Here is a 26067-nt window from a genome sequence, read left to right on the forward strand (position 1 = left end):
GACGGTGGGCACAATCCGCCGGTTGGGCCAGCGCGGGTGGCGGGGGTCGCGCCTGCGACACTGGGAGCCGTGTCCACCGACAGCAGCCAGGCACCGGAGCGCAAGCCGCGCGTGTTGTCCGGCATCCAGCCGACCGCCGACTCCTTCCACCTCGGCAACTACCTCGGTGCCGTCCGCCAGTGGGTGGCGCTGCAGGACACGCACGACGCCTTCTACTTCCTGGCCGACCTGCACGCGATCACCGTGGAGCACGACCCGAAGCTGCTGCGCAAGCGCACCAGGGTCTCCGCCGCGCAGTTGCTGGCGCTGGGCCTCGATCCGGCCAAGGCCACCCTGTTCGTGCAGAGCCAGGTGCCCGAGCACGCCGAGCTCGGCTGGGTCATGCAGTGCCTGACCGGGTTCGGCGAGGCCAGCCGGATGACCCAGTTCAAGGACAAGTCGGCCAAGCAGGGCGTGGTCAGCGTGGGGCTGTTCACCTACCCGGTGTTGCAGGCGGCCGACATCTTGCTCTACCGGCCGCAGTACGTACCGGTCGGTGAGGACCAGCGCCAGCACCTGGAGCTGACCCGCGACCTCGCGCTGCGGTTCAACTCCAGGTTCGGCAAGACGTTCACGCCGCCGGAGCCCTACATCCTCAAGGGCACCGCCAAGATCTACGACCTGCAGGACCCGACGGCGAAGATGAGCAAGTCGGCCTCTAGCGCTAACGGCATCATCGAGTTGCTCGACGACCCGAAGGTCTCGGCCAAGAAGATCCGCTCCGCCGTCACCGACACCGGCCGCGAGGTCGTGTTCGACCCCGAGACCAAGCCCGGGGTCAGCAACCTGCTCGGCATCTACTCCGCGCTGACCGACCGCACCGTCGACGACCTGCAGGCGGCCTACGACGGCAAGGGCTACGGCGACCTGAAGAAGGACCTCGGCGAGGTCGTCGCCGAGTTCGCCACGCCGGTGCGCGACCGGGTCAAGTCCTATTTGGACGATCCGGCCGAGCTGGACAAGGTGCTGCGCGCGGGCGCCGAGCGGGCCAGAGAGGTCGCCTCGGCCACGCTCGCGCGGGTGTACGACAAGGTCGGGTTCCTGGCCTAGCGGTAGTCCACGGTCCAGGTCGTGCCGGTGAAGGTGGCGTGCGCCCTGGTCTTGCCGCCGGGGAAGGTCAGCCGCACCGCCTGGGTCGCGGCCGGGTCGACGACGGCGCCCGCGGCGTAGCGGGCCAGGGTCAGCCAGTACTCGGGGTGCGGGTCGAAGGTCAGGTCGACCCCGGGCTCGGTGGCGGCGACGAAGGTGGCGGCGCCGTCCATGCCGATGCCCACGCAGCCGCGCCGGTACGCGTCGCGGCCGGGGACGGTGTCGTCCTGGAAGATCGCCAGCACGCCGTCGGGGTGGTCGCCTTGTTCGCGGCGGAACCCGAACGTTCCGGCGCGGTAGGACAAACCGGCCACGTTGTAGCGGGCGAGTCGGGCATCCAGTACGCCCGCGCCGCCGTAGTCGACGCCGTCGTGCAGGTTGCCCTGCCTGCCGTGGACGAAGCAGTAGTTCAAGCTCCATTCCAGCGTGACGGTCGTGCCGGGCCGGGACAGCCTGGCCAGCCACGCGAGCGGGACGGCGTTGTCCGGCAGCGACGGCGAGCCCTGGAACAGGACGGCGTTGTGACCGTCCACAGTGGAGTGGTTGGTCACGGCGACGGAGTGCTGGGCGCCCAGCGACGGAACCAGGTCGGCGACGTCGACGCCCTGGAGGGTGTGCGTCATGGTGGCCTTTCATGATCGGTGCAGAGACGGATTCCGCCGACGCTAGGGCTTCGGCCCGCCCGTGGTGAACGATCATCACCCGATCTCCGCCCAACTGTCCCCGTTCGGGCTATGGTCTGGTCCGAAACCCGCCCGACTGAAGATCTTTCGCGTTGCGGCCGTGGCCTGGGCGGCTAGAGTTCCCGTGGTGACCGAGAACGAGTCGGCGCTGACCCGGCTGCGCGCCAGGCGGCCAGCCATCGACCACCTGATCCGGGCCTTCGACGCGTTCACCGAGCGGTACGGCAACCACTTCGCCGCATCGATCACCTACTTCAGCGTCCTGTCGCTGTTCCCGCTGACGCTCATCGGCGTCGCCGTCCTCGGCTTCGTCCTCACCGGGCAGCCGGAGACGTTGGAGGAACTGCGCAAGAGCATCGTGAACGCGGCCCCCACCAGCATCCGCGACACGCTGAACGAACTCGTCGACACCGCCATCAACGAACGCGGCAAGGTCGGCGTCATAGGTCTGCTCACCGCCGCTTACACCGGCCTCGGTTGGATGAGCAACCTGCGCGACGCGCTCACCGCGCAGTGGGGACAGAAGTTCGTGCAGCCCCCGTTCTTCAAGGGGATGCTGATGGACCTGTTGGCGCTACTCGGTTTGGGCGCCGCTATGGCCGTGTCCTTCGGTCTTAGCGCTATCGGCAGCGGTCTGGCTGACACGTTGCTGGACGCGATAGGGCTAGGTGGCTACGGGTGGGCCAAGGTCGTGCTGTTCATCGTCACGACTGTCCTGTCGATCGGCGCCAACTGGCTCGTGTTCCTGTGGGTGATCGCGCGGCTGCCTCGCAAGCCGGTGAGCGTGAAGAGCGCGGTTCGCGGGGCTCTTGCCGCCGCCATCGGGTTCGAGATCCTGAAGCTGGTCGGCGCGCTGTACCTGAACGTCGTGCTGGGCGGACCGCTGGGCGCGATCATCGGCCCGATCGTCGGTCTGCTCGTGTTCGCGAACCTGGTCTCCCGCTTCCTCCTACTCGTCACGGCCTGGACCGCGACGGCCAAGGAGAACATCATCACCGAACCCCCGGCCGCACCCCCGCCCGCCGTGATCCGGCCGGTGGTCGAGGTCGCCCGCGCCCCGCGCGCCCGCGAAGCCCTCGGCCTGGTCGGCGTCGGCGCGCTGCTGGGCTTGGCCTGGCGCCGCCGCAAGTGATCTTGGGGGAGTCACTGCCCCCACGCCGTCCAGGACGTCTGGTGCCGCCGTGGGGCAGGCCCGTGGCGCTGCCGCTCGGCGGAACTGCCCCAGAGGCCCCGCCCCGCAGAGGCGGGCGGATATCGCGCAGGTAGGCGCGCATGGCCTCGGTCGCTATCACTCGGAGGCGCTCCCCAGTTCCGCCGCGCCGACCAAGATCACCCACCCCAGCCCCCACCCTCTCCGGGGGGCGGCCCCGACGCCAGTCTATCGGGTGCCACGGGGGAACGGGGTGGGGTGGCGGGGATCTGTGGACAACTGGGGCGTTGTGGATGGCGGTGACCTGGGGGGATGGCGGTCGGGGGTGGGGGGAGGGGAGAAGTTCGCCCGGTAGGGCGATAGAAGGCTTCTTGACTTGAGGGTGCCCGGTGGCTGGAGAGGCCACTGAAGGCCGAGACGGCACGGAAGAGTGCCCGGCGGACAGCCGGTGCCCGGCCAATGGCCCCGCCAGGTAAATGGGCCGCCCAACACAAAGCCCCGCCCGGCGAAGTAGGAGCAGCCAGGCGGGGCCGAAAGAAGATGAAGTAGGAGCAGCCAGGCGGGGCCGAAAGAAGATGGGGTCAGCCTGCGGCGACGCGGCGGGCTCGGGCGGCTCGGGCTCGTTTGCGGCGGAACCAGAGGGCGAACGAGATGAGGATGGCGACGCCTGCCAGGCCGACCAGGGGGGCGCCGAAGTTGCCGAAGGCGGAGCGCTGGGCGTCCGGGGGCAGGGCGGCGTCCGGGGCGGGGGTGCTCTGGGGCTGCTGGGGGTCGTTGGTGGAGGTCGTGCCGAGGCCGGTGTCCTGCTTGGGTTGGGCCTCGGGGGCGTGGTCGACGAGCTGGCCGACGGCCTTGGAGTTCTCGGCGGCCAGGGCGAAGCCGTAGTCGAGGAGCCGGGAGGCTTGCTCGGCCAGCGGGTTCGGGTTCAGCTCGCCGCGCAGCAGGACCACCGCGATGCGGGCGGTGCCGCGCTTGGCGCCGCCGACGTAGGTGTGCCTGGCGTCGTCGGTGAAGCCGGTCTTGCCGCCGGTGAAGCCCTGGTAGCGGCCGAGGAGCTTGTTGTCGTTGATGACCTTGTAGCCGGGCTTGGCGCCGTAGCCGGGGAAGTCGAGCGACTTGGTCGCGATCGCCTCGGCGAACTCCTTGTGCTTCATCGCGGCGCGGAAGACCAGGCTCAGGTCGTACGCCGAGGTGCTCATCCCCGGGCCGTCGAGGCCGGACGGGGTCGCCGCCCTGGTGTCGAACGCGCCGAGCTCCTTGGCCAGGGCGTTCATCTTCTCCAGCGCCCTGGGCACGCCGCCGAGCTTGGCCGCCAGCGCGTGCGCCGCGTCGTTGCCCGAGCGCATCAGCAGGGCGAACAGCAGCTGGCGGACCGTGTACTGGCCACCGGGGCCGACGCCGACCTTGGTGCCCTCCTGGTTCGCGTCCTCCTCGGTGCCGGTGACCACCTCGTCGAGCCGCAGCTCGCGGATGACCACCACCCCGAGCAGCGTCTTGATCAGCGAGGCCGGCCGTTCCCTGGCGTGCGGGTCCTTGGCGGCCAGCACCTCGCCGGTGTCGAGGTCGGAGATCACCCACGACGCCGAGGTGACGTCACCGGCGATGGCGGCCTTGGCGCCGTTGGGCACCACGAGGCCGCACTCGCCCATCCGGGTGCCGCCGACGGGCTCCTTGGGCACCGGGAGCGGCTCCGGGGTCGGCTGGCCCGGCTTGGGCTCCTCCGAGGTGTCCACCGGGGGCGGCGGCCGGTCGTGGTTCTGGCACTGGGCGCTGTTCTGCGGCTGCGCCTGTGTCCCCGTGGTCTGCTGCTGGCCCTTGCGGAGCACCGGCTGCGCGGCGACCGGGGTCGCGAGCAGCGCCCCGAACAGCAGGGCGCACAGCGGGACGACGAAGGCGGTCACGGTCCTGCGGGCTGCGAAGCGCACCCCTGCAGGGTAGGGCCTGTCACGATCCGGCCACGATCCGGCCTGTCACCCACACGTGGGTGTCGGTCGCGGGCGCTGGATACTGCCGGTATGAGTCGGCGGTCGGCGTTGTTCCTGGTGGGCTTCGGGGTGTGGTCGTGGGTGATCTGGCCCATGTTCCTGCGCAACATCTGGGTCGACCCGCGCTCGTTCGCGCCGGGGCCGACCGGTTTCTTCGTCGTGCACGCCCTGCTGACCGCCGCCTCGCTGCTGTTCGGCACCATGATCGGTGTCATCGGCTGGCGGGCCTGGAGAAGGAGTTAGGCGTGGAGTTCGTCCGGCACTTGCTCGTCTTCCTGCACCTGCTCGGCATGGGCGCGCTGATCGGGGCGCTGCTGCTGCAATTGCGCACTCCCGAAGAGGTGAACAAGGGCTGGTTGCACGGCGCGGGGTTGCAGTTGGTCACCGGGATTGCCCTGATGGTGTTGGCCCCGGTCACCGGAGCTGAGTACAACCACATGAAGCTGGGCATCAAGCTGCTGGTGGTCGTGGTCCTCCTCGGGTTGGCGTTCACGTTCGTCGCCAAGAAGACCAACCCGCGCTGGTTGCCGCCGACCCTGGGCGGTCTCGTGGTGCTCAACGTGGGACTCGCCGTCTTCTGGAGCTGAGCATTCGGGTTACCGGTCGGTAAGGTGTGGTCATGCCTACCGGTCGCAGGTTTGATGTCGTGCTGTTCGGTGCCACCGGGTTCACGGGCGGGCTGACCGCCGAGTACCTCGCCGAACACGCGCCGCCCGGCCTGCGGTGGGCACTGGCGGGCCGGAACCCGGCGAAGCTCGCTGCGGTTCGCGACCGCCTCGGTATCGACGACCTCGAATTGCTGACCGCTGACGTCAACGACCCGGCGTCGCTTACCGCCATCGCGGAGGCGACCCGGGTCGTCATCACCACCGTCGGCCCTTACATCACCTACGGCGATCCGCTGGTAGGTGCGTGCGCCGCCGCTGGCACTGACTACGTCGACCTCACCGGTGAGCCTGAGTTCGTCGACCGGACTTATCTGCGCCACCACGCGAAAGCGGTCGAAACGGGCGCGCGTCTGGTCCATTGCTGCGGGTTCGACTCGATCCCCTACGACCTTGGCGTGCTCTACACCGTCAACCAACTCCCAGCCGACGTACCGCTCACTGTCGACGGTTACATCACCGTGTCGGCTTCTGTTTCTGGCGGCACGTTCCAGTCGGCCGTGAACGCGTTCTCCCGTCTGCGGGACATGCAGAAGGCCGCCGCGGAACGCCGCAAGGTGGAACCTAGGTCGGTGCGGCGCGTGCGGGGTCGGGCGCGCGCCGGGAAAGTGGCGGACCTCGGGATCTGGGCGGTACCGCTACCGACCATCGACCCGCAGGTCGTGCTGCGGTCCGCGCGGGCGCTGGAGCAGTACGGACCCGAGTTCACCTACGGCCACCACCTGGCCGTCAAACGCTTGCCCACCGCCCTCGCGGTCGCGGGCGGTGCAGCGGGTTTGATCGCGGCATCCCAGGTCCGCCCCCTGCGCACCTGGCTCCTCAACCGCAAACCCCCCGGCGACGGCCCCACCCCCGCCGAACGCCAACGCTCCTGGTTCAAGGCCACCTTCATCGGCACCGGCGCCGACACCCGAGTCCACACCGAGATCACCGGCGGCGACCCCGGCTACGACGAAACCGCCAAGATGCTCGCCGAATCCGCCCTCTGCCTCGCCACCGACGACCTCCCCCCGACCGCGGGCCAGGTGACCACCGCCACCGCCATGGGCGAAGCCCTCACCACCCGCCTCACTGCCGCGGGCATCACCTTCCGCACCGTCTCCAAAGCAGTCCGAACCTGACTCACCGCGGCAACTCCACCGCGAGGTCGACAGTCTGCTTGAACGGGACAGGGTCAGGTACGGCTTGCAGGAGCTGTTCGATGTCACCGCGACAGGCGTGAGCGCAACGTGGCTCCCCTGTTGCAGGAGTCTGAGCTAGACCGACAGAGGGGTGCGGCGGAGACCGTCGGGGTGGATGCCGTGACGGGATATGGTGCCGTTGCAGAAGGACACGGCGGCTCGGTGCAGTCGATCCAGAGTGGCAGGCGAGGGACAGAACTAGTGGCGGGGACCTCGCGGTGAGGATGCCGCCTGCGAGCAGTCGTGGGCGATTGCCCGCTTGACTCAGCCCGCGCGGCCGGTGCGGAGACGGCAACCACGGCGTGCGGATCAGACTTTCGCCAGGTGTGGCAGTACCGGCTAGCGCGCTCGACTGTCGACATCAACTCCTGCCAGCTGTACGCATCGGTGCGGGTTCACCTGATCGTGAGTAGCGTCACCGGCATGCGGAAGGTGCTGCTGGCGGTGTTCCTCCTGGTGGCGGGGTGTTCCACGCCCGCGGCCGAGGAACCCGAGATGGTGCTGGGGGAGTACGACCTGCGGCCGGTGCGCCTGGTCGCCGGGGAGGCGTTGGGTGAGGTGTTCCCCGAGACGGCTGGGCAGGTGTTGTGCCACGCGTTGCCGTGGGGTGATGTGGTGGGGCCGGTGCAGGGGTCTGTGACGGTCGCTGGGGCGTGTTTGCTGCGGGGTGGGGATCGGGTGGTCACGGTGCGGCTCGGGGGGCCTGGGTTGGATCTGGGGGCCACCTCGGTGAACGTGACCGTGGAGCCGTCGGACAGTGCGATGGAGGACAAGGTGTTGGCGGCGTTGCGGCCGGTCCTCACGGCGCCTGTCGACCTCGCGGGGGTGGACATCGTCGACCTGCCCAAGCCGGAGCGGACGGCGCGGCTCTGCGAACTCGTCAAAGGCGTGCCAGGTGAGGACAAGTGCGTCGTGGGCCGCAACGAGGTAGCCCTAACGGCCACTCTCCAAGACGACTCCCACTACGCGGATCACGTGGGTGGTCGTCCGGCGCTCATCAGTGGTTCCACAGTCTCCGTCCGAATCCGACCCGACGTGCCGGTAGACCTAAGAGTGTCCGGAGAAGGCGCACGCGCGCTGGCCGAGTCAGCGGTGCCCAAGCTCCGGAAATGAAAGAGGCCGCGCCCCCAAGGGGAACGCGGCCTCTAGCGACAACCACTCAGCGGCGGAAGAGAAGTGCGCGCTTGACCTCTTGGATCGCCTTGGTCACCTGGATGCCGCGCGGGCAGGCGTCGGTGCAGTTGAAGGTGGTGCGGCAGCGCCACACGCCCTCGGCGTCGTTGAGGATGTCGAGGCGCTCCTGGGAGCCCTCGTCGCGGGAGTCGAAGATGAAGCGGTGGGCGTTGACGATGGCGGCGGGGCCGAAGTAGCTGCCCTCGTTCCAGAACACCGGGCACGACGTGGTGCAGCAGGCGCACAGGATGCACTTGGTGGTGTCGTCGAAGCGCTCGCGGTCGGCGGCGGACTGGATCCGCTCCCGGGTGGGCTCGTTGCCGTAGGTGATGAGGAACGGCTTGACCGCGCGGAACGCCTCCATGAAGGGCTCCATGTCGACCAGCAGGTCCTTGTGCACCGGCAGGCCCTTGATCGGCGCCACGGTGATCGTGGTGTGCTTGCCGCCGCCGGACATCAGGTCCTTGACCAGCACCTTGCACGCCAGCCGGTTCACGCCGTTGATCTGCATGGCGTCCGAGCCGCAGATGCCGTGCGCGCAGGAGCGGCGGAAGGTGAGCGTGCCGTCGAGGTACCACTTGACGTAGTGCAGCAGGTTCAGCACCCGGTCGGTGGGCAGCGCGGGCACCCCGAAGGACTCCCAGCGCGGCTCGGAGTCGACCTCGGGGTTGAACCGCATGATCTTCACGGTGATGGTCACCGCACCGTCGGGCACCGGCGGCTGGTCCCCACGGGATCCGGACTCCCGGTTCACAGTAGCCGCAGTCATCAGTACTTCCGCTCCATGGGCTTGTACCTGGTGAAGGTCACGGGCTTGTAGTCCAGCCGGATCTCGCTCTTGAGACCGTCGCCCTGCTTGTAGAACATGCTGTGCCGCATGAAGTTCGTGTCGTCGCGGTTGGGGTAGTCCTCGCGCGCGTGGCCGCCGCGGGACTCCTTGCGCTCCAACGCGCCCACGACCAGGACCTCGGCCAGTTCAAGGAGGAACCCGAGCTCGACAGCCTCAAGCAGGTCGGTGTTGAACCGCTTGCCCTTGTCCTGCACGGAGATGTGGGCGTAACGGTCCTTGAGCGCCTGGACGTCGTGCAGCGCCTGCTTGAGCGTCTCCTCGGTCCGGTACACCGAGGCGTTGGCGTCCATCGTGGCCTGTAGCTCCGTGCGGATGTCGGCGACGCGTTCGCGGCCGTGGTCCGACAGCAGCAACGACACCTGGTCCTCGACGACCGTGGTCGGGTTCTCCGGGAGGTCGACCAGGTCGTGGTTGGCGGCGTAAGCGGCGGCGGCCAGTCCCGCGCGGCGACCGAACACGTTGATGTCGAGCAGCGAGTTCGTACCGAGCCGGTTGGCGCCGTGCACGGACACGCACGCGCACTCACCGGCGGCATAGAGGCCCGGGATCACGTTGTCGTTGTCCCGCAGCACTTCGCCGTGGATGTTCGTGGGGATGCCGCCCATCGCGTAGTGCGCGGTCGGGTACACCGGCACCGGTTCGGTCACCGGGTCCACCGCGAGGTAGGTCCGGGCGAACTCGGTGATGTCGGGCAGCTTGGTCTCGAGGACCTCGGCGCCCAGGTGGGTGCAGTCGAGCAGCACGTAGTCCTTGTTCGGACCCGCGCCGCGGCCCTCCAGCACCTCCAGGGCCATCGAGCGGGCGACGATGTCGCGCGGCGCGAGGTCCTTGATGGTGGGGGCGTAGCGCTCCATGAACCGCTCGCCGGAGGCGTTGCGCAGGATCGCGCCCTCGCCGCGGGCGCCCTCGGTGAGCAGGATGCCCAGCCCGGCCAGGCCGGTCGGGTGGAACTGGTAGAACTCCATGTCCTCCAGCGGCAGGCCCTTGCGGAAGATGATGCCCATGCCGTCACCGGTGAGGGTGTGCGCGTTGGACGTCGTCTTGAAGACCTTGCCGAAGCCGCCGGTCGCGAACACGATCGCCTTGGCCTGGAACACGTGGATCTCGCCGGTGGCCAGTTCGTAGGCCACCGCGCCGGTGCACACCGGGCCGGTCTCGGTCTCGGTGATGCAGATGTCGAGCACGTAGAACTCGTTGAAGAACTCGATGCCGTGCTTGACGCAGTTCTGGTACAGGGTCTGCAGGATCATGTGCCCGGTGCGGTCCGCGGCGTAGCAGGCCCTGCGCACGGCGGCCTCGCCGTGGTTGCGGGTGTGGCCGCCGAAGCGCCGCTGGTCGATGCGGCCCTCTGGCGTCCGGTTGAACGGCAGGCCCATCTTCTCCAGGTCCAGGACGGCGTCGATGGCCTCCTTCGCCATGATCTCGGCGGCGTCCTGGTCGACCAGGTAGTCACCGCCCTTGATCGTGTCGAAGGTGTGCCACTCCCAGTTGTCCTCTTCGACGTTGGCCAGCGCGGCGCACATGCCGCCCTGCGCCGCGCCGGTGTGCGACCGGGTCGGGTACAGCTTCGTCAGCACCGCGGTGCGCGGCGCGTGCCCGGCCTCGGTGGCCGCCGCCAGGGCCGCGCGCATGCCAGCGCCACCTGCCCCGACGATCACCACGTCGTACTTGTGGAACTGCATGGGTCAACCGCTTCTTCCGACTCGGGTGTGGTGGGCGCGCACTCAGTGCGTGGTCGGGATCGTGGCGTCGAAGGTGAAGATCACGTAGGTCCCGAGGAACAGGATCAGCACCATCGACACGTAGAGCATGATCTTCAGCCAGAACCGGGTGCTGTCCTTGCGCGCGTAGTCGTTGATGACCGTGCGCAACCCGTTGCCGCCGTGGATCTCGGCCAGCCACAGCATCAGCAGGTCCCACACCTGCCAGAAGGGGCTCGACCAGCGCCCGGCGACGAAGGCGAAGTTGATGCGGTGCACGCCGCCGTCGAGGATGTTCATGATCAGCAGGTGGCCGAGCACCAGCACGACCAGCGCGAGGCCGGAGACCCGCATGAAGATCCAGCTGATCATCTCGAAGTTGCCTCGGCGGGCGGCCGGGCGGCGCGGTGCGCGCGGCTTGTCCAGGGCGAGCGCCATGTCAGTTGCCCCCGAACATCTCGCGCACGGTGCGCTCCATCATGAAGTAGGCGCCGGGGGCCATCACCACGACCCAGATGCCCAGGATCGTCCACAGCATCGGCTTCTGCAGCCGGGGGCCGTGCTTCCAGAAGTCCACCAGCAGCACCCGCAGGCCGTTGAGCGCGTGGTAGAGCACCGCGCCGACCAGGCCGACCTCGAGGAGGTTGACCACCGGGGTCTTGTAGGTCTCGATGATCTCGTCGTAGGCGTTCGGCGAGACCCGCACCAGCGCCGTGTCCAGCACGTGGGCGAAGAGGAAGAAGAAGGTGAGCACCCCGGTGATCCGGTGCGCAACCCAGGACCACATGCCCGGGTCGCCTCGGTAGAGCGTCCCGGTGCGCCGGGACCCGCGCGGCGACACCTGCTCGGTGGCGATGGCCGAGTCGGACATCGGTAGCAGGCCTCCAACATCGCTGATGGACTTGCTGGTGGTGTGCCGCGGCGGGTGGGGACTCCACCCGAAACGGGCCTTGACCCAACGGATGCTAGACCCGACGAGCGGAGCGCACCCAACCCGCCGATCCCCTCTGTGACGGACGAGACACGCACCCGAGCCCCGTCCCCCGCTGGTGGGGCCACTGCGCCCGGCGCGCTCGGCGGATCCGGTGACGCAGCGTGGCGAGCGCCGCCCGGTTGGGGACCGAGTGGTGCTGAATCGATTCCGGCCCACCCCTGTTCCGGCCGGGCCGCCCCCTACCGGCGGCCCCTATCCGTCCACTGAGGACCGACAACGGCGCCGGTCAGGCGGCGGGGGTGTGCTGACCAGCCGCCGCGCCACCCGGTCGGGTCGCCGAGTGGCCACCCCGGGTGGTGTCAACCAACAATTGGGTCACACCCTGCGTCGTGCCGGGGAAAGGTCCGTACCGGGGAGTACGGTCCTGCGGAACGACAGCGTCTGGTGAGGACGCGTGGAGATCCGGAAGGAGAAAGCCTTGCGCCGAATGCGGGGACTTCGTCTCGCGGCTGGCCTGGTGGCGCTGGGGCTCACCCTGGCGGCCTGCGGCTCCAAGAGCGACAGCGGCTCCGGTGGGACCACCACGGGCGGCGGCACCAGCCAGGCCGCCGCCAAGCTCAAGATCGGGCTGGCCTACGACATCGGCGGCCGCGGCGACCAGTCGTTCAACGACTCGGCCGCGCGCGGTCTTGACAAGGCCAAGTCCGAGTTCGGCATCGACATCAAGGAGTTGGAGGCGGCGGCTGGCGAGACCGACGCCCAGAAGGAAGACCGGCTCCGCCAGCTCGCCGAGGGCGGCTACAACACCGTCATCGCCGTCGGCTTCGCCTACGCGACCGCGCTGGAGAAGACCGCGAAGGACTTCCCCGAGGTCAAGTTCGCCATCATCGACAGCGCCGACCCGGCCGCCGACAACGTCGCGAACCTGACCTTCGCCGAGCAGGAGGGTTCCTTCCTGGTCGGGGTGGCCGCCGCGCTCAAGAGCAAGACCGGCAACGTCGGCTTCATCGGCGGCGTCAACGTCCCGCTGATCCAGAAGTTCGAGGTCGGCTTCGCCGCGGGCGTCAAGGCCGTCAAGGCCGACGCGACCGTGCAGGTCAAGTACCTGACCCAGCCGCCGGACTTCACCGGCTTCAACGACCCGGCCAAGGGCGAGACCGCGGCCAAGGGCATGTTCGACGCGGGCGCCGACATCGTCTACGCGGCCGCGGGTGGCTCGGGCAACGGCGTGTTCAAGACCGCCAAGGCAAATGGCAAGTTCGGCATCGGCGTCGACTCCGACCAGTACAACCTGCCCGCGCTCGCCGACGTCAAGGACGTCATCATCACCTCGATGATCAAGGAGGTGGACGTCGCGGTCTACGACTTCATCACCTCGGTCAAGGACGGCAAGTTCGCCAAGGGCGAGAAGGTCTACGACCTCAAGGCCGGTGGCATCGACTACGCCACCAGCGGCGGCAAGATCGACGACATCAAGTCCAAGATCGACGAGTACAAGGCCAAGATCACCTCGGGCGAGATCAAGGTCCCGTCGACCAAGTAAGCGGGTCCCACTCGCCGACGGACCCGGGTCCCGCACACCAGCGGCCCCGGGTCCGTCGCGCTATCGCGCCCCTTCCCCACAGCGACAAGGATTCGGCCGTGTCAACGGAGCCACCAGCGGGCGGTGCGCCCGCCCCAGCCGTCCAGCTGTCCGCGATCACCAAGCGCTTCCCCGGCGTCGTCGCCAACTCCGACGTCAACATCACCGTCCGGGCGGGCACCGTGCACGCCATCGTGGGGGAGAACGGCGCGGGCAAGTCCACCCTGATGAAGATCCTCTACGGCATGCAGCAGCCGGACGAGGGCACGATAGCCGTCAACGGCGCGCCGGTGAGCTTCTCCTCGCCTGCCGACGCCATCCGCGCCGGGATCGGCATGGTGCACCAGCACTTCATGCTCGCGGACAACCTCACCGTCCTGGAGAACGTGGTGCTGGGCAGCGAGCCGCGCAAGGGCGTCGCGCTCGACTTCGGCACCGCGCGGGCCCGCATCGCCGAGATCTCCGCCGCCTACGGCCTCGGCGTCGACCCCGACCGGCTGGTCGACGACCTCGGCGTCGGCGAGCGGCAGCGGGTGGAGATCCTCAAGGTGCTCTACCGGGGCGCCCGCACGCTGATCCTGGACGAGCCGACCGCGGTGCTGGTGCCGCAGGAGGTCGACGAGCTGTTCGGCAACCTGCGCGACCTCAAGGCGGAGGGCCTGACCATCCTGTTCATCTCGCACAAGCTGGACGAGGTGCTCTCGGTCGCCGACGACATCACGGTCATCCGGCGCGGGACGACGGTCGCGAGTGTCTCGCCGGAGGGGGTCACGGCGCGCAAGCTGGCCGAGTTGATGGTCGGTAGCGCGCTCCCGGTTCCGGAGCTGCGTGAGTCCACAGTGACTGATGAAGCTGTCTTGACCGTCAGCGGTCTTACCGTCGTCGGCGCCGATGGACGTACCGTGCTCGACAACGTGTCCTTCACGATCCACGCCGGTGAAGTCCTTGGCATCGCGGGCGTTGAGGGCAACGGGCAGGCTGAGCTGGTCGAGGCCCTTATGGGAATCAAGCCGTGCAACACAGGCAGCATCGTCTTGTCCGGTCGGGACATCACGCGCGCGACGACCCGTCACCGCCGTGAGGCCGGTATCGGCTACATCCCCGAGGACCGCCACCGCCAGGGTCTGCTGCTAGAGGCGCCCCTGTGGGAGAACCGGATCCTCGGGCACCAGACCAGCGCGCCCAACGTGCGCGGGCCGCTGCTCGACCGCAAGGGCGCCAAGCGCGACACCGAGCGCATCGTCGAGGAGTACGACGTCCGCACCCCCGGCATCGACGTCAACGCCTCCGCGCTCTCCGGCGGCAACCAGCAGAAGCTCATCGTGGGCCGGGAGATGAGCGGCTCCCCGGTGCTGCTGATCGCCTCGCACCCCACCCGCGGCGTCGACGTCGGCGCGCAGGCCGCCATCTGGGAGCACATCCGCCGCGCCCGCGCCGAGCAGCTCGCGGTCCTGCTCATCTCCGCCGACCTCGACGAGCTGATCGGCATGTCCGACACCCTGTCGGTGATCCTGCGCGGCAGGTTCGTCGCCGACCACGACCCGGCGACGGTGACCCCGGAGCAGCTCGGCTCCGCGATGACCGGCGCGGGGAGGGAAGACTGATGCGCAACCTCACCGCCCGCTCCGTCCTGCTCGGCCTGGCCGCCCCGCTCGGCGCGCTGGTGTTCGCCGCCCTGGTCTGCGGGATCATCCTGGCCGCGACCGGCAACTCGCCGATCGACACCGTCGACGCGATGGCCACCGCGGCGCAGCGGCCCCGGACCCTGGTCAACTCGCTCAACAGCGCCACCGTCTACTACCTGGCCGCGGTCGCCGTCGCGATCGGGTTCCGGATGAAGCTGTTCAACATCGGCGTCGACGGGCAGTACCGGCTCGCCGCGATGCTCTCCGCCGCGCTCGCCGGTGCCGCGTTCATGGACAACCTGCCCTCGTTCCTGCGGATCGCGCTGACCATCGGCGTGGCGATGCTGGTCGGCGCGGGCTGGGCCGGGCTCGCCGCGCTGCTCAAGGTCACCAGGGGCGTGTCCGAGGTGATCTCGACGATCATGCTCAACGCGATCGCCACCTACCTGGTGTCCTACCTGCTCAACCCGGCCCGGCTGGCCGAGACCACGCCGGGCAGCAACAACATCGGCACCGCGAAGATCACCGAGGGCGGCCAGGTGCCGGGCATCGAGGTGTCGGGGTCGTCGACCAAGGTGTTCGGGCTGGTCGTGCTGGCCGCGGTGGTCGGGTTTGTGTACTGGTTCGTGTTGTCGCGCACGAAGTTCGGGTTCGAACTGAAGGCGACAGGGCTGTCGGAGTCCGCGGCGGTGGCCAGCGGTGTCAGCGTGAAGAAGATGGTCGTCATCTCGATGCTGCTGTCGGGGGCGGTCGCCGGGCTCGTAGGCATGCCGCAGTTGCTGGGCTCCTCTTACACCTACTCGCTGGACTTCCCGCCTGGGCTGGGGTTCGTCGGTATCGCTGTCGCACTGCTGGGGCGCAACCACCCGGTGGGCATGATGGTCGCCGCGCTGCTGTGGGGCTTCCTGGACAACGCCGCCAACGCGCTGGACATCTCCGGGGTGCCGCGCGAGATCGTGCTGATCATGCAGGGCGTGATCGTGCTGTCGGTCGTGGTCGCGTATGAACTGGTTCGCCGCTACCGGGTGCGTGCGGAGCAACAGGCCGTGGGTAAGGCGCTCGGCCGCACCAAGACGCTTGAGGAGGTGTCCGCATGACCGTCGGCGGACTGTCCGTGGGGCTGGAGTCGACTCCCACGCGGCGCGGCAAGCGGTTGTCGCCCATGGTGTACCTGCTCGTCGCGGTGGGCGCTCTGGTTGTGCTGTCGGCCGTGCGGGCACTGAGCGGTGCGACGGACCTGACGTCCTCTGGGACCGTGCAAGCCGCGTTGACGGCAGCAGTACCTCTCGCCATGGCTGCTCTCGCGGGCCTCTGGGCCGAACGCGCGGGTGTGGTCAACATCGGCCTCGAAGGCATGATGGTTCTAGGCACGTTCGGCGCCGGTTACGCGGGCTACCAGTGGGGGCCGTGGGCGGGCGTCGTGTTCGGCCTGTTCCTGGGGATCGTCGGCGGTCTGCTGCACGCGGTCGCGACCGTCACCTTCGGCGTGGACCACATCATCTCCGGTGTCGCGATCAACCTCCTGGCACCAGGGGCCGCGTTGTTCCTGTCGAAGCTGTACTTCGCTGACGCGCCGGGTGGCGGTCAGAAGCAGTCGCCGCGCATCGAGGACGCGGCGAAGGTGACGCTGCCTGGTTTCTCGGATCTGATGGGCACTATCGAAGGCAAGCGGTGGTTCTTCGTGTCGGATCTCGCGGGTGTGCTGCGCGGTCTTACGACGGAGATCTCGCTGCTCACGCTGCTCGCCGTAGTGCTGATCGTCGGCACTGGCTGGGTGCTGTGGCGGACGCCGTTCGGGCTGCGGCTTCGGTCGTGTGGCGAGTCGCCTTCGGCTGCCGAGTCGCTGGGTGTGAACGTCTACAAGTACAAGTACCTCGCGGTGACCGCGTCGGGCGCGTTCGCCGGGCTCGGCGGGGCGTTCCTCGCGGTGAGCTCGGGGCAGTTCCGGGACGGGCAGACCGGTGGGCGTGGGTTCATCGGCCTCGCGGCCATGATCTTCGGCAACTGGCGGCCTGGCGGGCTGGCGACTGGCGCCGGGCTGTTCGGGTACACCGACGCGATGGCGTTGCGCGGCTCTAACGCCGTGCACGCGCTCTTGCTGCTGCTCGGGATCGCGCTGGTGGTCGTCGCGGTGCTGCAGTACCGGTCCGGCCACAACGTGCTGTCCGGGGTCGCGGCCGTGATCGGCGTGCTGTTCGGGTGGTGGTACTTCACCAGCGACGAGGTACCGCCCGAGTTGATCGGCGCTGCCCCGTACGTGGTGACGCTGCTGGTGCTCGGGCTGGCCTCGCAGCGCTTGCGGCCACCCAAGTTCGTCGGTGAGCCCTACCGGAAGGGCCACGCGATATGACGATCGACTGGGACTCACTGCGTGCGTCAGCGGTATCGGCGGCCGCGCTGGCCTACTGCCCCTATTCGGGACTTCAGGTTGGCGCGGCGGCCCTGGTCGACGACGGTCGGGTCATCACCGGGTGCAACGTCGAGAACGCCTCTTATGGCTTGGCGTTGTGCGCTGAGTGCACCCTGGCAGGCCAGTTGAGGCTGACTGGCGGCGGTCGGCTTGTCGCGCTCGCTTGTCGTAGCGGCACGGGTGAGCTGTTGATGCCCTGTGGCCGTTGTCGCCAGGTCATCTACGAGCTCGGTGGCCCTGACTGCCTCGTCGACACACCTGACGGTCCGCAGCCGATGACCGTGGTCCTGCCGCACGCGTTCGGCCCGCACGACCTGCCCGCGAAAGGGGCCTGATGTTCACCGCCATCGACGTCATCCGCGCGAAGCGGGACGGGCACCGGCTCACCGACGACCAGATCGACTGGGTCATCGACGCCTACACCCGGGGCGTGGTCGCCGACGAGCAGATGTCCGCGCTGGCGATGGCGGTGTACCTCAACGGGATGGACGCGGCGGAGACCGCGCGCTGGACCTCGGCCATGGTCAACTCCGGTGAGGTGCTGTCGCTGGCGGTCGACCGGCCGACGGTGGACAAGCACTCGACCGGCGGGGTCGGCGACAAGATCACGCTGCCGCTGGCACCGCTGGTCGCCGCCTGCGGGGCGGCCGTCCCGCAGCTGTCCGGGCGCGGGCTCGGGCACACCGGCGGCACGCTGGACAAACTGGAGGCCATCCCCGGGTGGCGCGCGCAGCTGTCCGTCGACGAGATCCAGCGGCAGTTGAGCGAGGTCGGCGCCGTGGTCTGCGCGGCGACGACCGGGCTGGCGCCCGCGGACCGCAAGCTCTACGCGCTGCGCGACGTGACGGCCACGGTCGAGTCGATCCCGCTGATCGCCAGCTCGATCATGAGCAAGAAGCTGGCCGAGGGCGCCTCGGCACTGGTGCTGGACGTGAAGTTCGGCTCCGGCGCGTTCATGAAGACCCTCGCCGACGCCCGCCGCCTCGCCGACGCGCTGGTGTCCATCGGTCACGCCCACGGTGTGCGCACCTCGGCACTGCTCACCGACATGTCGATCCCGCTCGGCCGCGCGGTGGGCAACGCCGTCGAGGTCGCCGAGTCCATCGAGGTCCTCCAGGGCGGCGGCCCCCCGGACGTCGTCGAGCTGACCCTGGCCCTGGCCCGCGAGATGCTCGCCATGGCCGGTCTGTCCCATGTGGACCCAGCCGCCGTCCTCGCCTCCGGCCAGGCGTACGAGGTCTGGTCCCGCATGATCACCGCCCAGGGCGGCGACCCCACGGCACCGCTGCCCCGCCCCACCCACGTCCACACCGTGGTAGCCGACACCGACGGCACTCTGTCCACACTGGACGCCTACGCCGTAGGCGTTGCCGCCTGGCGCCTAGGCGCGGGCCGAGCCCGCAAAGAAGACCCCGTCCAACCCGCAGCAGGCATCCTCTGCCACACAAAACCCGGCGACCCCGTCCGCGCGGGCGACCCGATCCTCGAACTCCACACCAACACCCCCGAAGCCATACCCGCCGCCCTGGCGTCTCTAGAGGGCTCCTTCACCATCGGCCCCACCGCCCCGGCCCCCCGCCCCTTGGTCGTCGACACCATCCGCCCCTGACCGCCCACGCCAGTACGCGATGGCGTCGCGGGTGGCCTTGGCATGCGGGTGATTGGGTCCCAGCGCGCGGACCCGGTCGTCGAACACCGCTTCGAGGGCAAGGAGTCCGCCACGGACGTCGCCCGCCCGCGCGGTCCAACTCGCGAGTTCGTGCCGGGTGCTGAGGGTATGCGGGTGATCGCCGCCGAGCGCGCGGACCTGGTCGTCGAGCAGTGCCGCGAACTCGGCGAGCGCGGTGCTGACATCACCGGCTTCCGCGCGCCAGTAGGCGATCTCGTGCCAGCTCGAACACCGCTAACGAGAGCCTGTTCAGGCAGCTCAACGCGTCCCCACGCGTCTTCGGCGATGACTGCGGTCCCCGGCGCCCTCCGAGAGGTAGTCCAGGACGGGCGGCGACGTGAGCACCGAGGCGGGGATGCCGTTGGGGTCGAGCACGGCCGCGATGTGCAGCAGCGGTCGTGCCAGCGGGACAGATTGGTCTCGCAGGTCAGGTTGCGGTGGACGATGTAGGCGGCGGCTTGGCCGACCGTCAGGGGAGGTGGCCATGGTCGGCTGCACTGGTGAGCTGGTGTGGTGCCAGATAGGTCGCAGTCTGCGCCGGAGCGAGTAGGTCCACGTGCACCAAGCGGCGGTCGTGGGCCACGAGGGCGGCGACCTGGCGGCGGGTGGTGACCAGGAAGCGGGGGTCAAAGGTTGTGCAGGCCGCCAGGGTTCCAGACGTCGTGAGGACGACAAGCCGCGGCTGCGTGGTCTCTGGCCCAGCCACCCAAGCGCCCACCGGAGCGCCTGGTCGGGCGGTTGGCGTCCACGGGCTACTCCGGCTTGGCTGTGATCAGTGCGGCGAGGCCGTCGAGGACTCGGGCGAGGGACCAGGCGAACTCGACGTCGGGGTGGTCGTCTTGGGTCATGACGTCGGTGGTGAGGATCGAGACCAGGTGGGGGAAGTCCTGCGGGGGCAGGAGTCGGCGCAGGGTTTGGGCGTAGGTGGGCATGAGGTCGCCTGGTTCGCCGAGGTCGTGGGCGAGGGTGGCGTCGTTGCGGGCTATGCCGCTGAGGAGGAGTAGGGCGCTCATCTTCTCGGCGGCTGTCAGGGGTGTGGGGGACAGGGCGGCCAGGCCGGTTTCCAGCCAGCGGAGTTGGTGGGGGGTCACCGGGGGGCCGCTGATGGGGATGCGGACGGCCCAGGGGTGGGCTCGGTAGGCGCGCAGGCAGCCCCAGGCGAGTTCGGTGAGGGCGGGGCGCCAGCCAGACGATGTCACCGTGGCGGCGTCGATGAAGATCGCGTCGGTCATCAGGGTCAGGAGTTCGTCCTTGGCCGAGACGTAGCGGTACAGCGACATCGCGCTGGTGCCGAGTTCGCCCGCGACCCGGCTCATCGACAGCGCGTCGAGGCCGTCGGCGTCGGCGACGGCCACCGCGGCGGTGACGATCCGGTCGAGGCTCAACGCGCGTTTGGGGCCGCGGGTCGGGCGCTGGGCGCCCCAGGCCGCCTCGATGCTGGCCGGGAGTCCGGTATCGGTCATGTCCTCGTTCCCTGGATCGGCTTGACGTCCCACCCTACCTCTGCGTATAACATAAACGAAAGTGCGTACGAGATAAACAGTGAGGGGTTGGTCATGGTCGAGGGACGTGCCGGGCGCGGCGAGTGGATCGGGTTGGCCGTGCTGGTCCTGCCCTGCCTGCTGGTGTCGATGGACGTGAGCGTGCTGTTCTTCGCACTGCCGTTCATCAGCGCCGACCTGCAGCCCAGCGGCACCGAGCAGTTATGGATCATGGATGTCTACGGGTTCGCGCTGGCCGGGCTGCTGATCACCATGGGCGCGCTCGGCGACCGGATCGGGCGGCGCAGGCTGCTGCTGGTCGGCGCCACCGCGTTCGGGGCCGCGTCGGTGCTCGCGGCGTACTCCTGGTCGCCGGAGGTGCTGATCCTCACCCGCGGCCTGCTCGGCGTCGCCGGGGCCACCCTGATGCCCTCCACGCTGTCGCTGATCCGCGCCATGTTCCACGACCCGGCGCAGCGCAAGACCGCCATCGCGCTGTGGACCGGCGGCCTCACCCTCGGCGCCACCGTCGGCCCGATCGTCGGCGGCTTCCTGCTCGACCACTTCTGGTGGGGCTCGGCGTTCCTGATCAACGTGCCCGCCATGGTGCTGCTGCTGGTGATCGGCCCGTTCCTGCTGCCCGAGTACCGCAACCCCGCCGCGGGCCGGTTCGACCTGCGGGGCGCGCTGCTGTCGCTGGCCGCCGTGCTCGCGGTGATCTACGGCATCAAGAAGCTCGCGGTGGACGGCCTCGCCCCGGTGCCGGTCGCCGCCGTCGTGGTCGGCCTGCTGCTCGGCGCGGTGTTCGTGCAGGGCCAGCGCACCGGGCGCTCACCGCTGGTGGACGTCGCGCTGTTCCGGGTGCGGGCGTTCAGCGGGGCCGTGGTGGTCAACGTGGTGGCGATGTTCTGCTTCATCGGGTCGACCTTCTTCACCACCCAGTACCTGCAGCTCGTGCTCGGCATGCGCCCCTTCACCGCCGCGCTCTGGTCACTGGCCGCGATGCCGCTGATCATCGTCGCGATGACCGTCACCGGGATCCTGGCCAACCGGGTCCGGGTCGCCACGCTGGTCGCCACCGGGCTGGTGGTCCTCGCGTCCGCCTTCGCCGTGCTGACCCAGCTCACCCCGTCATCCCCGCTGTGGCTCGTGCTGCTGGGCGCGGGCGGCGTCGGCGCGGGTGTGTTGATGACCACGTCGCTCACCTCCGACCTGATGCTCACCGCCGCCCCTGCGGAGCACGCGGGCGCCGCCTCTGCCGTGTCCGAGACCGCGAGCGAACTCGGTGGCGCACTGGGCATGGCGATCCTCGGCACCATCGGCGCGGCGATCTACCACGCGGATCTTCCGGCTGGTCCGTCGACGCTGGGCGAGGCCACTGCTACCGGTGATTCGGCTCTGATCGCGGCGGCGCGGGAGGCATTCACGCACGGGTTGACGGTGACCGCGACCGTCACCGCTGCCGTGGCAGGTCTGCTGGCCGTCTTCGCTTACCGCTCTCTGCGGCACATCCCAGTGACGGAGAAGGAGGCGGTGGAGGTCTGACCGGCGCGGGGATGCTCGATGGGGCTTGCCGGGGAGTGGTTGGGGGTGCGGGGGTGGACGCGTATGCGGGGGTGAAAGACAGCCGGGTCTGAAAAGCAGACAGGGGCTGGAAAGCAGGATGGGCCACCCTCAACCGAGGGCGGCCCATCCGTCGTGGAACCTACGCGCCTGCGGCGATGTCGTTGTCTTCAGAAGTGTCGTCGCGCTTGTCGGTGGGCTGGGGGCCCTTGGCGTTGGTGCGGCGGCGGGTGCCCTGGCGGGGGAGGGTGGTGGGCGGGGGAGGGGTGGGCTGGCCGCCGCCGAGCATGAGTTCGGCGAAGGTGGCCATGGCCTCGTCCAGGTGGCCGCCGATGCGGCGGACGGACTCGTCGTTGCCGCGCTTGACCAGGGTTTCCACCGAGTCCGCGTCGGGGCGGTGCGAGAGGGTGCCCTCGACCTTGCTCAGGCCGCGCTCGACCGCGGTGCCCAGCTCGCCGAGGCGGGCGGTGAAACCATCCTCGACGGTGTCGAGGCGGGTGGCCATCTCGTCGAGCCGCGCGGTGACCTTCTCCAGCCGCTGCGCCAGCGACTCCAGGCGGTCGCTCGCGTCGACGGTCTCCTTGGTCTCGCGCAGCGCCTCTTGCAGCGCGTCGGTGGCCTCGTCCAGGCGGCCGCGCACCGCGTCGCCGGACTCGCCGACCACGCCGCGCAGCTCCGCCAGGGCGGTCGCGGCGGCGTCGTGCTTGCCGTGCAAGGAGTCCGAGGTCTCGGTGACCTGGCCGTGCAGCGCGTTCGCGGAGTCGCCCACCGCGCCGCGCAGCTCGGTGACGGCGCCGTGCAGGGAGTCCGCGGACTCGCGCACCGCCGCCGTCGACTCGCCCACCGCGGTGCGCAGCGAGGTCGTGGACTCGGTCACCAGGCCGCGCACGGTGGCGGTCGACTCGGTCACCGCACCGCGCACCTGCGTGCCGGACTCGGTCACCGCGGCGCGCACCGCGTCGGACTGCTCGCCGACGACCCGCGCCAGCGCGTCCTTGGTGCCGTCGAGGTGCTCGTGCACGCCCTCGTCGACCTCGTCGATGCGGCCGCGCAGCGCGGTCTCCAGGATCTCGATGCGCTCCCGGACCGGGCCGTGCACCGAGCTGGGCACCTGCTCGAGCCGGTAGTCCTGCTTGTCGAGGTGGCTGTCGAGCTCGTCGATGCGCCGGTGGATGCTGGAGAGCTTGTCCTCCAGCCCGTCCATCCGGCCCGCGACCCCCTCGAACCGGCCTGCCACCCCGTCCAGGCGCCCGTCGAGCTGGGCGAACGGCGTCGCCAGCTTGTCCACGATGCTCTCCACCGCGCGCCCGATCGAGGCGATCGCCGCGTCCTGGGCGTCGAGCTTGCCCATCGCCTCGTCCAGCCGCTCGGCCAGCACGCTGACCTCGGTGCGGTCGGGCATCTCGGAGAGCCGCTTGCGCACCGACCCGATGGACTCCAGCGGCGCGAGCCTGGCGTGGATCTCGTCCAGGGCGTCGAAGATCTGCTGCTGTTCGCTCTCACGGATCTCGGCCGCGCGGGTGAGCATGTTGCGCATCCGGTCGAACGACACCGTGGGGTTGTTTTCGTTCACGGAGGTGACCTTCGTCCTGGGGAGGGGAGAGGGGACGGGACTGGGAGATGGGCCAGTGCTGGGAGTCGGGGCGGACGCAGGGGAGCCTAGCCAGTCCCAGAACGCGTCCATACACCACCCGTGGCTCGTAAGTCGGTCCCGACACGTCGGATTAGCCCGATCGGTCGACGTCCATCCAGCGGTACGCGGACGACCAGACCCACCTTACGTGACCACCCCGCTACCCGATCGGGTGGAGGCGGGGCATGGGTACCGTGATCGGCATGGCCACCCCCCAGCCGGTGCCGCTGACCGCCGACACCATCCGCGACGCCCCGAAAGTCCTGCTGCACGACCACCTCGACGGTGGTCTGCGCCCCGCGACAGTGGTCGAGTTGGCGGCAGCGGCGGGCTACGACGCACTGCCCACGACCGACCCGGACGCGCTCGGCCGGTGGTTCCGGGAGGCGGCCGACTCGGGCTCGCTGGTCCGGTACCTGGAGACCTTCGCGCACACCTGCGGTGTCATGCAGGACGAAGAAGCACTCGTTCGGGTGGCAGCCGAATGCGCCGAGGACCTTGCTGCGGATGGAGTCGTCTACGCCGAGGTGCGGTACGCGCCCGAGTTGTTCACCGAGCGCGGGCTCGACCTCGACACCATCGTCGGCGCCGTGCAGGCGGGCTTCCGGGAGGGCGAGCGGCGCGCAGCCGCGGCGGGCCGGGTGATCCGGATCGGCACGCTGCTGTGCGCGATGCGGCAGAACGCGCGCTCGCTGGAGATCGCCGACCTCGCCGTCCGGCACCGCGCCGACGGCGTCGTCGGGTTCGACATCGCCGGACCGGAGGCGGGCTTCCCGCCCACCCGCAACCTCGACGCCTTCGAGTTCCTCCGCCAGCAGAACGCGCACTTCACCATCCACGCGGGCGAGGCGTTCGGGCTGCCGTCGATCTGGGAGGCCATCCAGCACTGCGGCGCCGAGCGGCTCGGCCACGGCGTGCGCATCGTCGACGACATCGCGCTGACCCCGGACGGCCCGGTGCTCGGCCCGCTGGCCGCCTACGTGCGCGACCGGCGCATCCCGCTGGAGCTGTGCCCGACGTCGAACCTGCAGACCGGCGCGGCGACCTCGATCGCCGAGCACCCGATCGGGCTGCTGACCGCGCTGCGCTTCCGGGTGACGGTCAACACCGACAACCGGCTGATGAGCGGCTGCACGGTCAGCAGCGAGCTGGCGGCCCTGGTCGAGGCGTTCGGCTACGACTGGGTCGACCTGCGCTGGTTCACCATCAACGCGATGAAGTCCGCGTTCATCGACTTCGAGCAGCGCCTGGACATCATCGACCACGTCATCAAGCCGGGGTACGCCAAGCTGCTCGGCCACTGAGCGCGCGGACACGGCGAAGGGGGCCACCGAGGTGGCCCCCTTCGCGGCGTTCGTGATCAGCTCTCGGTGCTGATCCGGTCCTGCAGGTCCTGCACCAGCTTGTTCCACTTGGCCGCGTCCTCGGTGAACGGCGGGCTCGGCGGCAGCCGGGTCGGGTCGGGGGCGAGGATGAAGCTGACCAGCCAGCCCAGCGACTCGGACTGGTTGAGCGCCTCGGCGACCGACTCGTCGCCTGCCCAGTCCGCCGCGTCGGTGAGCAGTTCGACGGCCAGGTCCAGCTGCACCGGGTCGACCGCGTCGATGCCCTCGGCGAGGTCGTCGCCGAGGCCCTCCAGCACGTAGGTGTTGTCGGTCTCGACGGTGACGTCCAGGCTGCCGTCGGTCGCCTTGACGGCGACGTCGTTCCAGGTGGAGACCTCGGCCAGGTCGTTCTCGGCCAGGTCGGCGGTGGCCAGCAGCTTGGCGAGCCCGCGCGCCGACGTCGAGGTCAGGATCCGGCCCTCGCTGCCGAGGAACACCGGCTCGTCGTCGAGGTAGCAGCGCAGCGTGTAGTACTCGACGCCACCGGTGATGATCTTGATGGGGTCGATGCCGACCTCGCCCCAGAAGCCAAGCGGGGCCTCCTGCTCGGCGTCGCCGTCCTCGGCGTCGACCGGCTCGATGTCGTCCTCCTCGGCCGCGGCCGCCTCGGCGGCGTCGGCGTGGAAGGCCACCAGCTCCTCGGCGCTCTTCTCCAGCGCGGTCTCGTCCACGTCCGGGACGGTCACCACCGAGTCCAGCGCGTCGAGCACCTCGTCCCAGCGCTCGGAGATGGTCTCGGCCATGTCGGTCCACAGCCGCTCGCCGTCGCGCCCGGTGAACGGGAAGGTGCCCTGCTCGAGCACGGCGAACCCGTCGGCGGAGTTGAGCACCTCGTGCACCTCGTCGAGCTCGCACACGTCGGCCAGCGCGCGCACGATGGCGACGATGTCGGCGAGCTCGCCGACGGTCCAGGTGTCCGGCTCCTCCGCCACCAGCTCCGGGACGCCGACCAGGTCGTACTGGTGGTCCTCGGACGGCATCAGCTCGGCGACCGCCAGCGCGGGCACCAGGTGCCAGGCCGGGTGGTCGGACAGGTCGTGCTCGCTGGTGGTGCGCACGAACGCCGCGAGGTGCGCGGCGTCGGGGAAGGCGTAGAGGTCGTCCTCGTGGCCGAGGAACGCCTCCCACTCCTCACCGTCTTCCCGCCACCGCGGTGCCCACAGCGTGACGACGTCACCCTGTGGCAACCCCAGCTCGATCGGGACGATGTCCTGGGCCATTGGAGGTCCTCCTGGTCGCGCAGCCATCGGCGTACGGTGCGCGCGCACCC

24 protein-coding genes are annotated in these 26067 nt (G+C 69.6%); 14 read left to right on the forward strand and 10 right to left on the reverse strand.

Features of this window, described 5'->3' with window-relative positions:
• Positions 1-69: 69 nt before the first annotated feature.
• Entirely contained in the window at positions 70-1089 is a 1020-nt protein-coding gene (gene trpS / locus CLV68_RS07165; protein ID WP_092777910.1) for a tryptophan--tRNA ligase, read from the forward strand.
• Here trpS and CLV68_RS07170 read toward each other — a convergent pair.
• On the reverse strand, positions 1086-1751 hold the full coding sequence (locus tag CLV68_RS07170; RefSeq protein ID WP_121389688.1) for a hypothetical protein: 666 nt from the start codon (positions 1749-1751) through the stop codon (positions 1086-1088). The two genes, trpS and CLV68_RS07170, sit on opposite strands and share 4 nt — an antisense overlap.
• Before the next feature lie 184 nt (positions 1752-1935).
• On the opposite strand from CLV68_RS07170, the gene yhjD reads away from it, so the two are divergent.
• Positions 1936-2943, forward strand: a complete 1008-nt coding sequence (yhjD, locus tag CLV68_RS07175; RefSeq protein WP_425454824.1) for an inner membrane protein YhjD — start codon at positions 1936-1938, stop codon at positions 2941-2943.
• A gap of 599 nt (positions 2944-3542) precedes the next feature.
• On the opposite strand, the gene CLV68_RS07180 is transcribed toward yhjD, so the two are convergent.
• The gene (locus CLV68_RS07180; RefSeq protein ID WP_246009701.1) at positions 3543-4886 is read right to left on the reverse strand and encodes a D-alanyl-D-alanine carboxypeptidase family protein; all 1344 of its coding nucleotides are present in this window, start codon (positions 4884-4886) and stop codon (positions 3543-3545) included.
• 90 nt (positions 4887-4976) lie between these two features.
• Between CLV68_RS07180 and CLV68_RS07185 the strand changes: the two genes are divergently transcribed.
• The 4 genes from CLV68_RS07185 (at position 4977) to CLV68_RS07200 (ending at position 7905) form a co-directional block, all read left to right on the forward strand.
• Positions 4977-5189 carry an SCO4848 family membrane protein gene (locus CLV68_RS07185; RefSeq protein WP_092777916.1) on the forward strand — a complete coding sequence of 71 codons (213 nt, stop codon included), beginning with the start codon at positions 4977-4979 and terminating at the stop codon, positions 5187-5189.
• A gap of 2 nt (positions 5190-5191) precedes the next feature.
• Positions 5192-5533 carry a hypothetical protein gene (locus tag CLV68_RS07190; RefSeq protein ID WP_121389690.1) on the forward strand — a complete coding sequence of 114 codons (342 nt, stop codon included), beginning with the start codon at positions 5192-5194 and terminating at the stop codon, positions 5531-5533.
• 32 nt (positions 5534-5565) lie between these two features.
• Positions 5566-6732, forward strand: a complete 1167-nt coding sequence (locus CLV68_RS07195; RefSeq protein ID WP_121391024.1) for a saccharopine dehydrogenase family protein — start codon at positions 5566-5568, stop codon at positions 6730-6732.
• A 483-nt stretch (positions 6733-7215) separates the two neighbouring features.
• Complete coding sequence (locus tag CLV68_RS07200; RefSeq protein ID WP_147459899.1) at positions 7216-7905, forward strand: hypothetical protein; 690 nt, start codon at positions 7216-7218, stop codon at positions 7903-7905.
• 46 nt (positions 7906-7951) lie between these two features.
• Here the strand turns inward: CLV68_RS07200 and CLV68_RS07205 are convergent, their stop codons facing one another.
• The 4 genes from CLV68_RS07205 to sdhC are packed head-to-tail and all read right to left on the reverse strand — an operon-like array spanning position 7952 to position 11386.
• A complete protein-coding gene (locus tag CLV68_RS07205; RefSeq protein WP_121389692.1) occupies positions 7952-8734 on the reverse strand; it encodes a succinate dehydrogenase iron-sulfur subunit in 783 nt (260 codons plus the stop codon).
• Positions 8734-10497, reverse strand: a complete 1764-nt coding sequence (sdhA, locus tag CLV68_RS07210; protein ID WP_121389693.1) for a succinate dehydrogenase flavoprotein subunit — start codon at positions 10495-10497, stop codon at positions 8734-8736. The genes CLV68_RS07205 and sdhA overlap by 1 nt, the downstream gene beginning before the upstream one ends.
• Before the next feature lie 42 nt (positions 10498-10539).
• Entirely contained in the window at positions 10540-10953 is a 414-nt protein-coding gene (locus CLV68_RS07215) for a succinate dehydrogenase hydrophobic membrane anchor subunit (RefSeq protein ID WP_121389694.1), read from the reverse strand.
• A 1-nt stretch (position 10954) separates the two neighbouring features.
• Positions 10955-11386 carry a succinate dehydrogenase, cytochrome b556 subunit gene (sdhC, locus tag CLV68_RS07220; protein WP_092777932.1) on the reverse strand — a complete coding sequence of 144 codons (432 nt, stop codon included), beginning with the start codon at positions 11384-11386 and terminating at the stop codon, positions 10955-10957.
• 550 nt (positions 11387-11936) lie between these two features.
• Between sdhC and CLV68_RS07225 the strand changes: the two genes are divergently transcribed.
• The 6 genes from CLV68_RS07225 to CLV68_RS07250 all read left to right on the forward strand — a co-directional run bounded on the left by CLV68_RS07225 (position 11937) and on the right by CLV68_RS07250 (position 18675).
• Entirely contained in the window at positions 11937-12992 is a 1056-nt protein-coding gene (locus CLV68_RS07225; RefSeq protein ID WP_121389695.1) for a BMP family lipoprotein, read from the forward strand.
• A 98-nt stretch (positions 12993-13090) separates the two neighbouring features.
• On the forward strand, positions 13091-14635 hold the full coding sequence (locus tag CLV68_RS07230) for an ABC transporter ATP-binding protein (RefSeq protein WP_121389696.1): 1545 nt from the start codon (positions 13091-13093) through the stop codon (positions 14633-14635).
• Entirely contained in the window at positions 14635-15753 is a 1119-nt protein-coding gene (locus CLV68_RS07235; protein WP_092777936.1) for an ABC transporter permease, read from the forward strand. Before CLV68_RS07230 ends, CLV68_RS07235 begins: the two co-directional genes overlap by 1 nt.
• Positions 15750-17006 (forward strand): ABC transporter permease, encoded by a 1257-nt coding sequence (locus CLV68_RS07240; protein WP_121389697.1) that lies wholly within the window; start codon positions 15750-15752, stop codon positions 17004-17006. Before CLV68_RS07235 ends, CLV68_RS07240 begins: the two co-directional genes overlap by 4 nt.
• Complete coding sequence (locus tag CLV68_RS07245; RefSeq protein WP_121389698.1) at positions 17003-17401, forward strand: cytidine deaminase; 399 nt, start codon at positions 17003-17005, stop codon at positions 17399-17401. The genes CLV68_RS07240 and CLV68_RS07245 overlap by 4 nt, the downstream gene beginning before the upstream one ends.
• Positions 17401-18675: a thymidine phosphorylase gene (locus tag CLV68_RS07250; RefSeq protein WP_121389699.1), complete on the forward strand. Its 1275-nt coding sequence runs from the start codon at positions 17401-17403 to the stop codon at positions 18673-18675. Before CLV68_RS07245 ends, CLV68_RS07250 begins: the two co-directional genes overlap by 1 nt.
• Here the strand turns inward: CLV68_RS07250 and CLV68_RS35955 are convergent.
• Together CLV68_RS35955 and CLV68_RS07265 are read right to left on the reverse strand one after the other, a co-directional pair.
• Positions 18601-18948 carry a tetratricopeptide repeat protein gene (locus CLV68_RS35955; RefSeq protein ID WP_121389700.1) on the reverse strand — a complete coding sequence of 116 codons (348 nt, stop codon included), beginning with the start codon at positions 18946-18948 and terminating at the stop codon, positions 18601-18603. The genes CLV68_RS07250 and CLV68_RS35955 overlap by 75 nt on opposite strands.
• 539 nt (positions 18949-19487) lie before the next feature.
• A complete protein-coding gene (locus CLV68_RS07265; protein WP_121389702.1) occupies positions 19488-20198 on the reverse strand; it encodes a TetR/AcrR family transcriptional regulator in 711 nt (236 codons plus the stop codon).
• Between the two features lie 93 nt (positions 20199-20291).
• Between CLV68_RS07265 and CLV68_RS07270 the strand changes: the two genes are divergently transcribed.
• Entirely contained in the window at positions 20292-21761 is a 1470-nt protein-coding gene (locus CLV68_RS07270) for an MFS transporter (protein ID WP_121389703.1), read from the forward strand.
• Between the two features lie 160 nt (positions 21762-21921).
• Here the strand turns inward: CLV68_RS07270 and CLV68_RS07275 are convergent, their stop codons facing one another.
• Positions 21922-23352, reverse strand: a complete 1431-nt coding sequence (locus CLV68_RS07275; protein ID WP_121389704.1) for a hypothetical protein — start codon at positions 23350-23352, stop codon at positions 21922-21924.
• Between the two features lie 263 nt (positions 23353-23615).
• Between CLV68_RS07275 and CLV68_RS07280 the strand changes: the two genes are divergently transcribed.
• A complete protein-coding gene (locus tag CLV68_RS07280; protein ID WP_121391025.1) occupies positions 23616-24716 on the forward strand; it encodes an adenosine deaminase in 1101 nt (366 codons plus the stop codon).
• A 56-nt stretch (positions 24717-24772) separates the two neighbouring features.
• Here CLV68_RS07280 and CLV68_RS07285 read toward each other — a convergent pair whose 3' ends face one another.
• The gene (locus CLV68_RS07285; protein ID WP_121389705.1) at positions 24773-26017 is read right to left on the reverse strand and encodes a primosomal protein; all 1245 of its coding nucleotides are present in this window, start codon (positions 26015-26017) and stop codon (positions 24773-24775) included.
• Positions 26018-26067: the final 50 nt, after the last annotated feature.

This window comes from Actinokineospora cianjurensis, from assembly GCF_003663795.1.
Classification (GTDB): domain Bacteria; phylum Actinomycetota; class Actinomycetes; order Mycobacteriales; family Pseudonocardiaceae; genus Actinokineospora; species Actinokineospora terrae.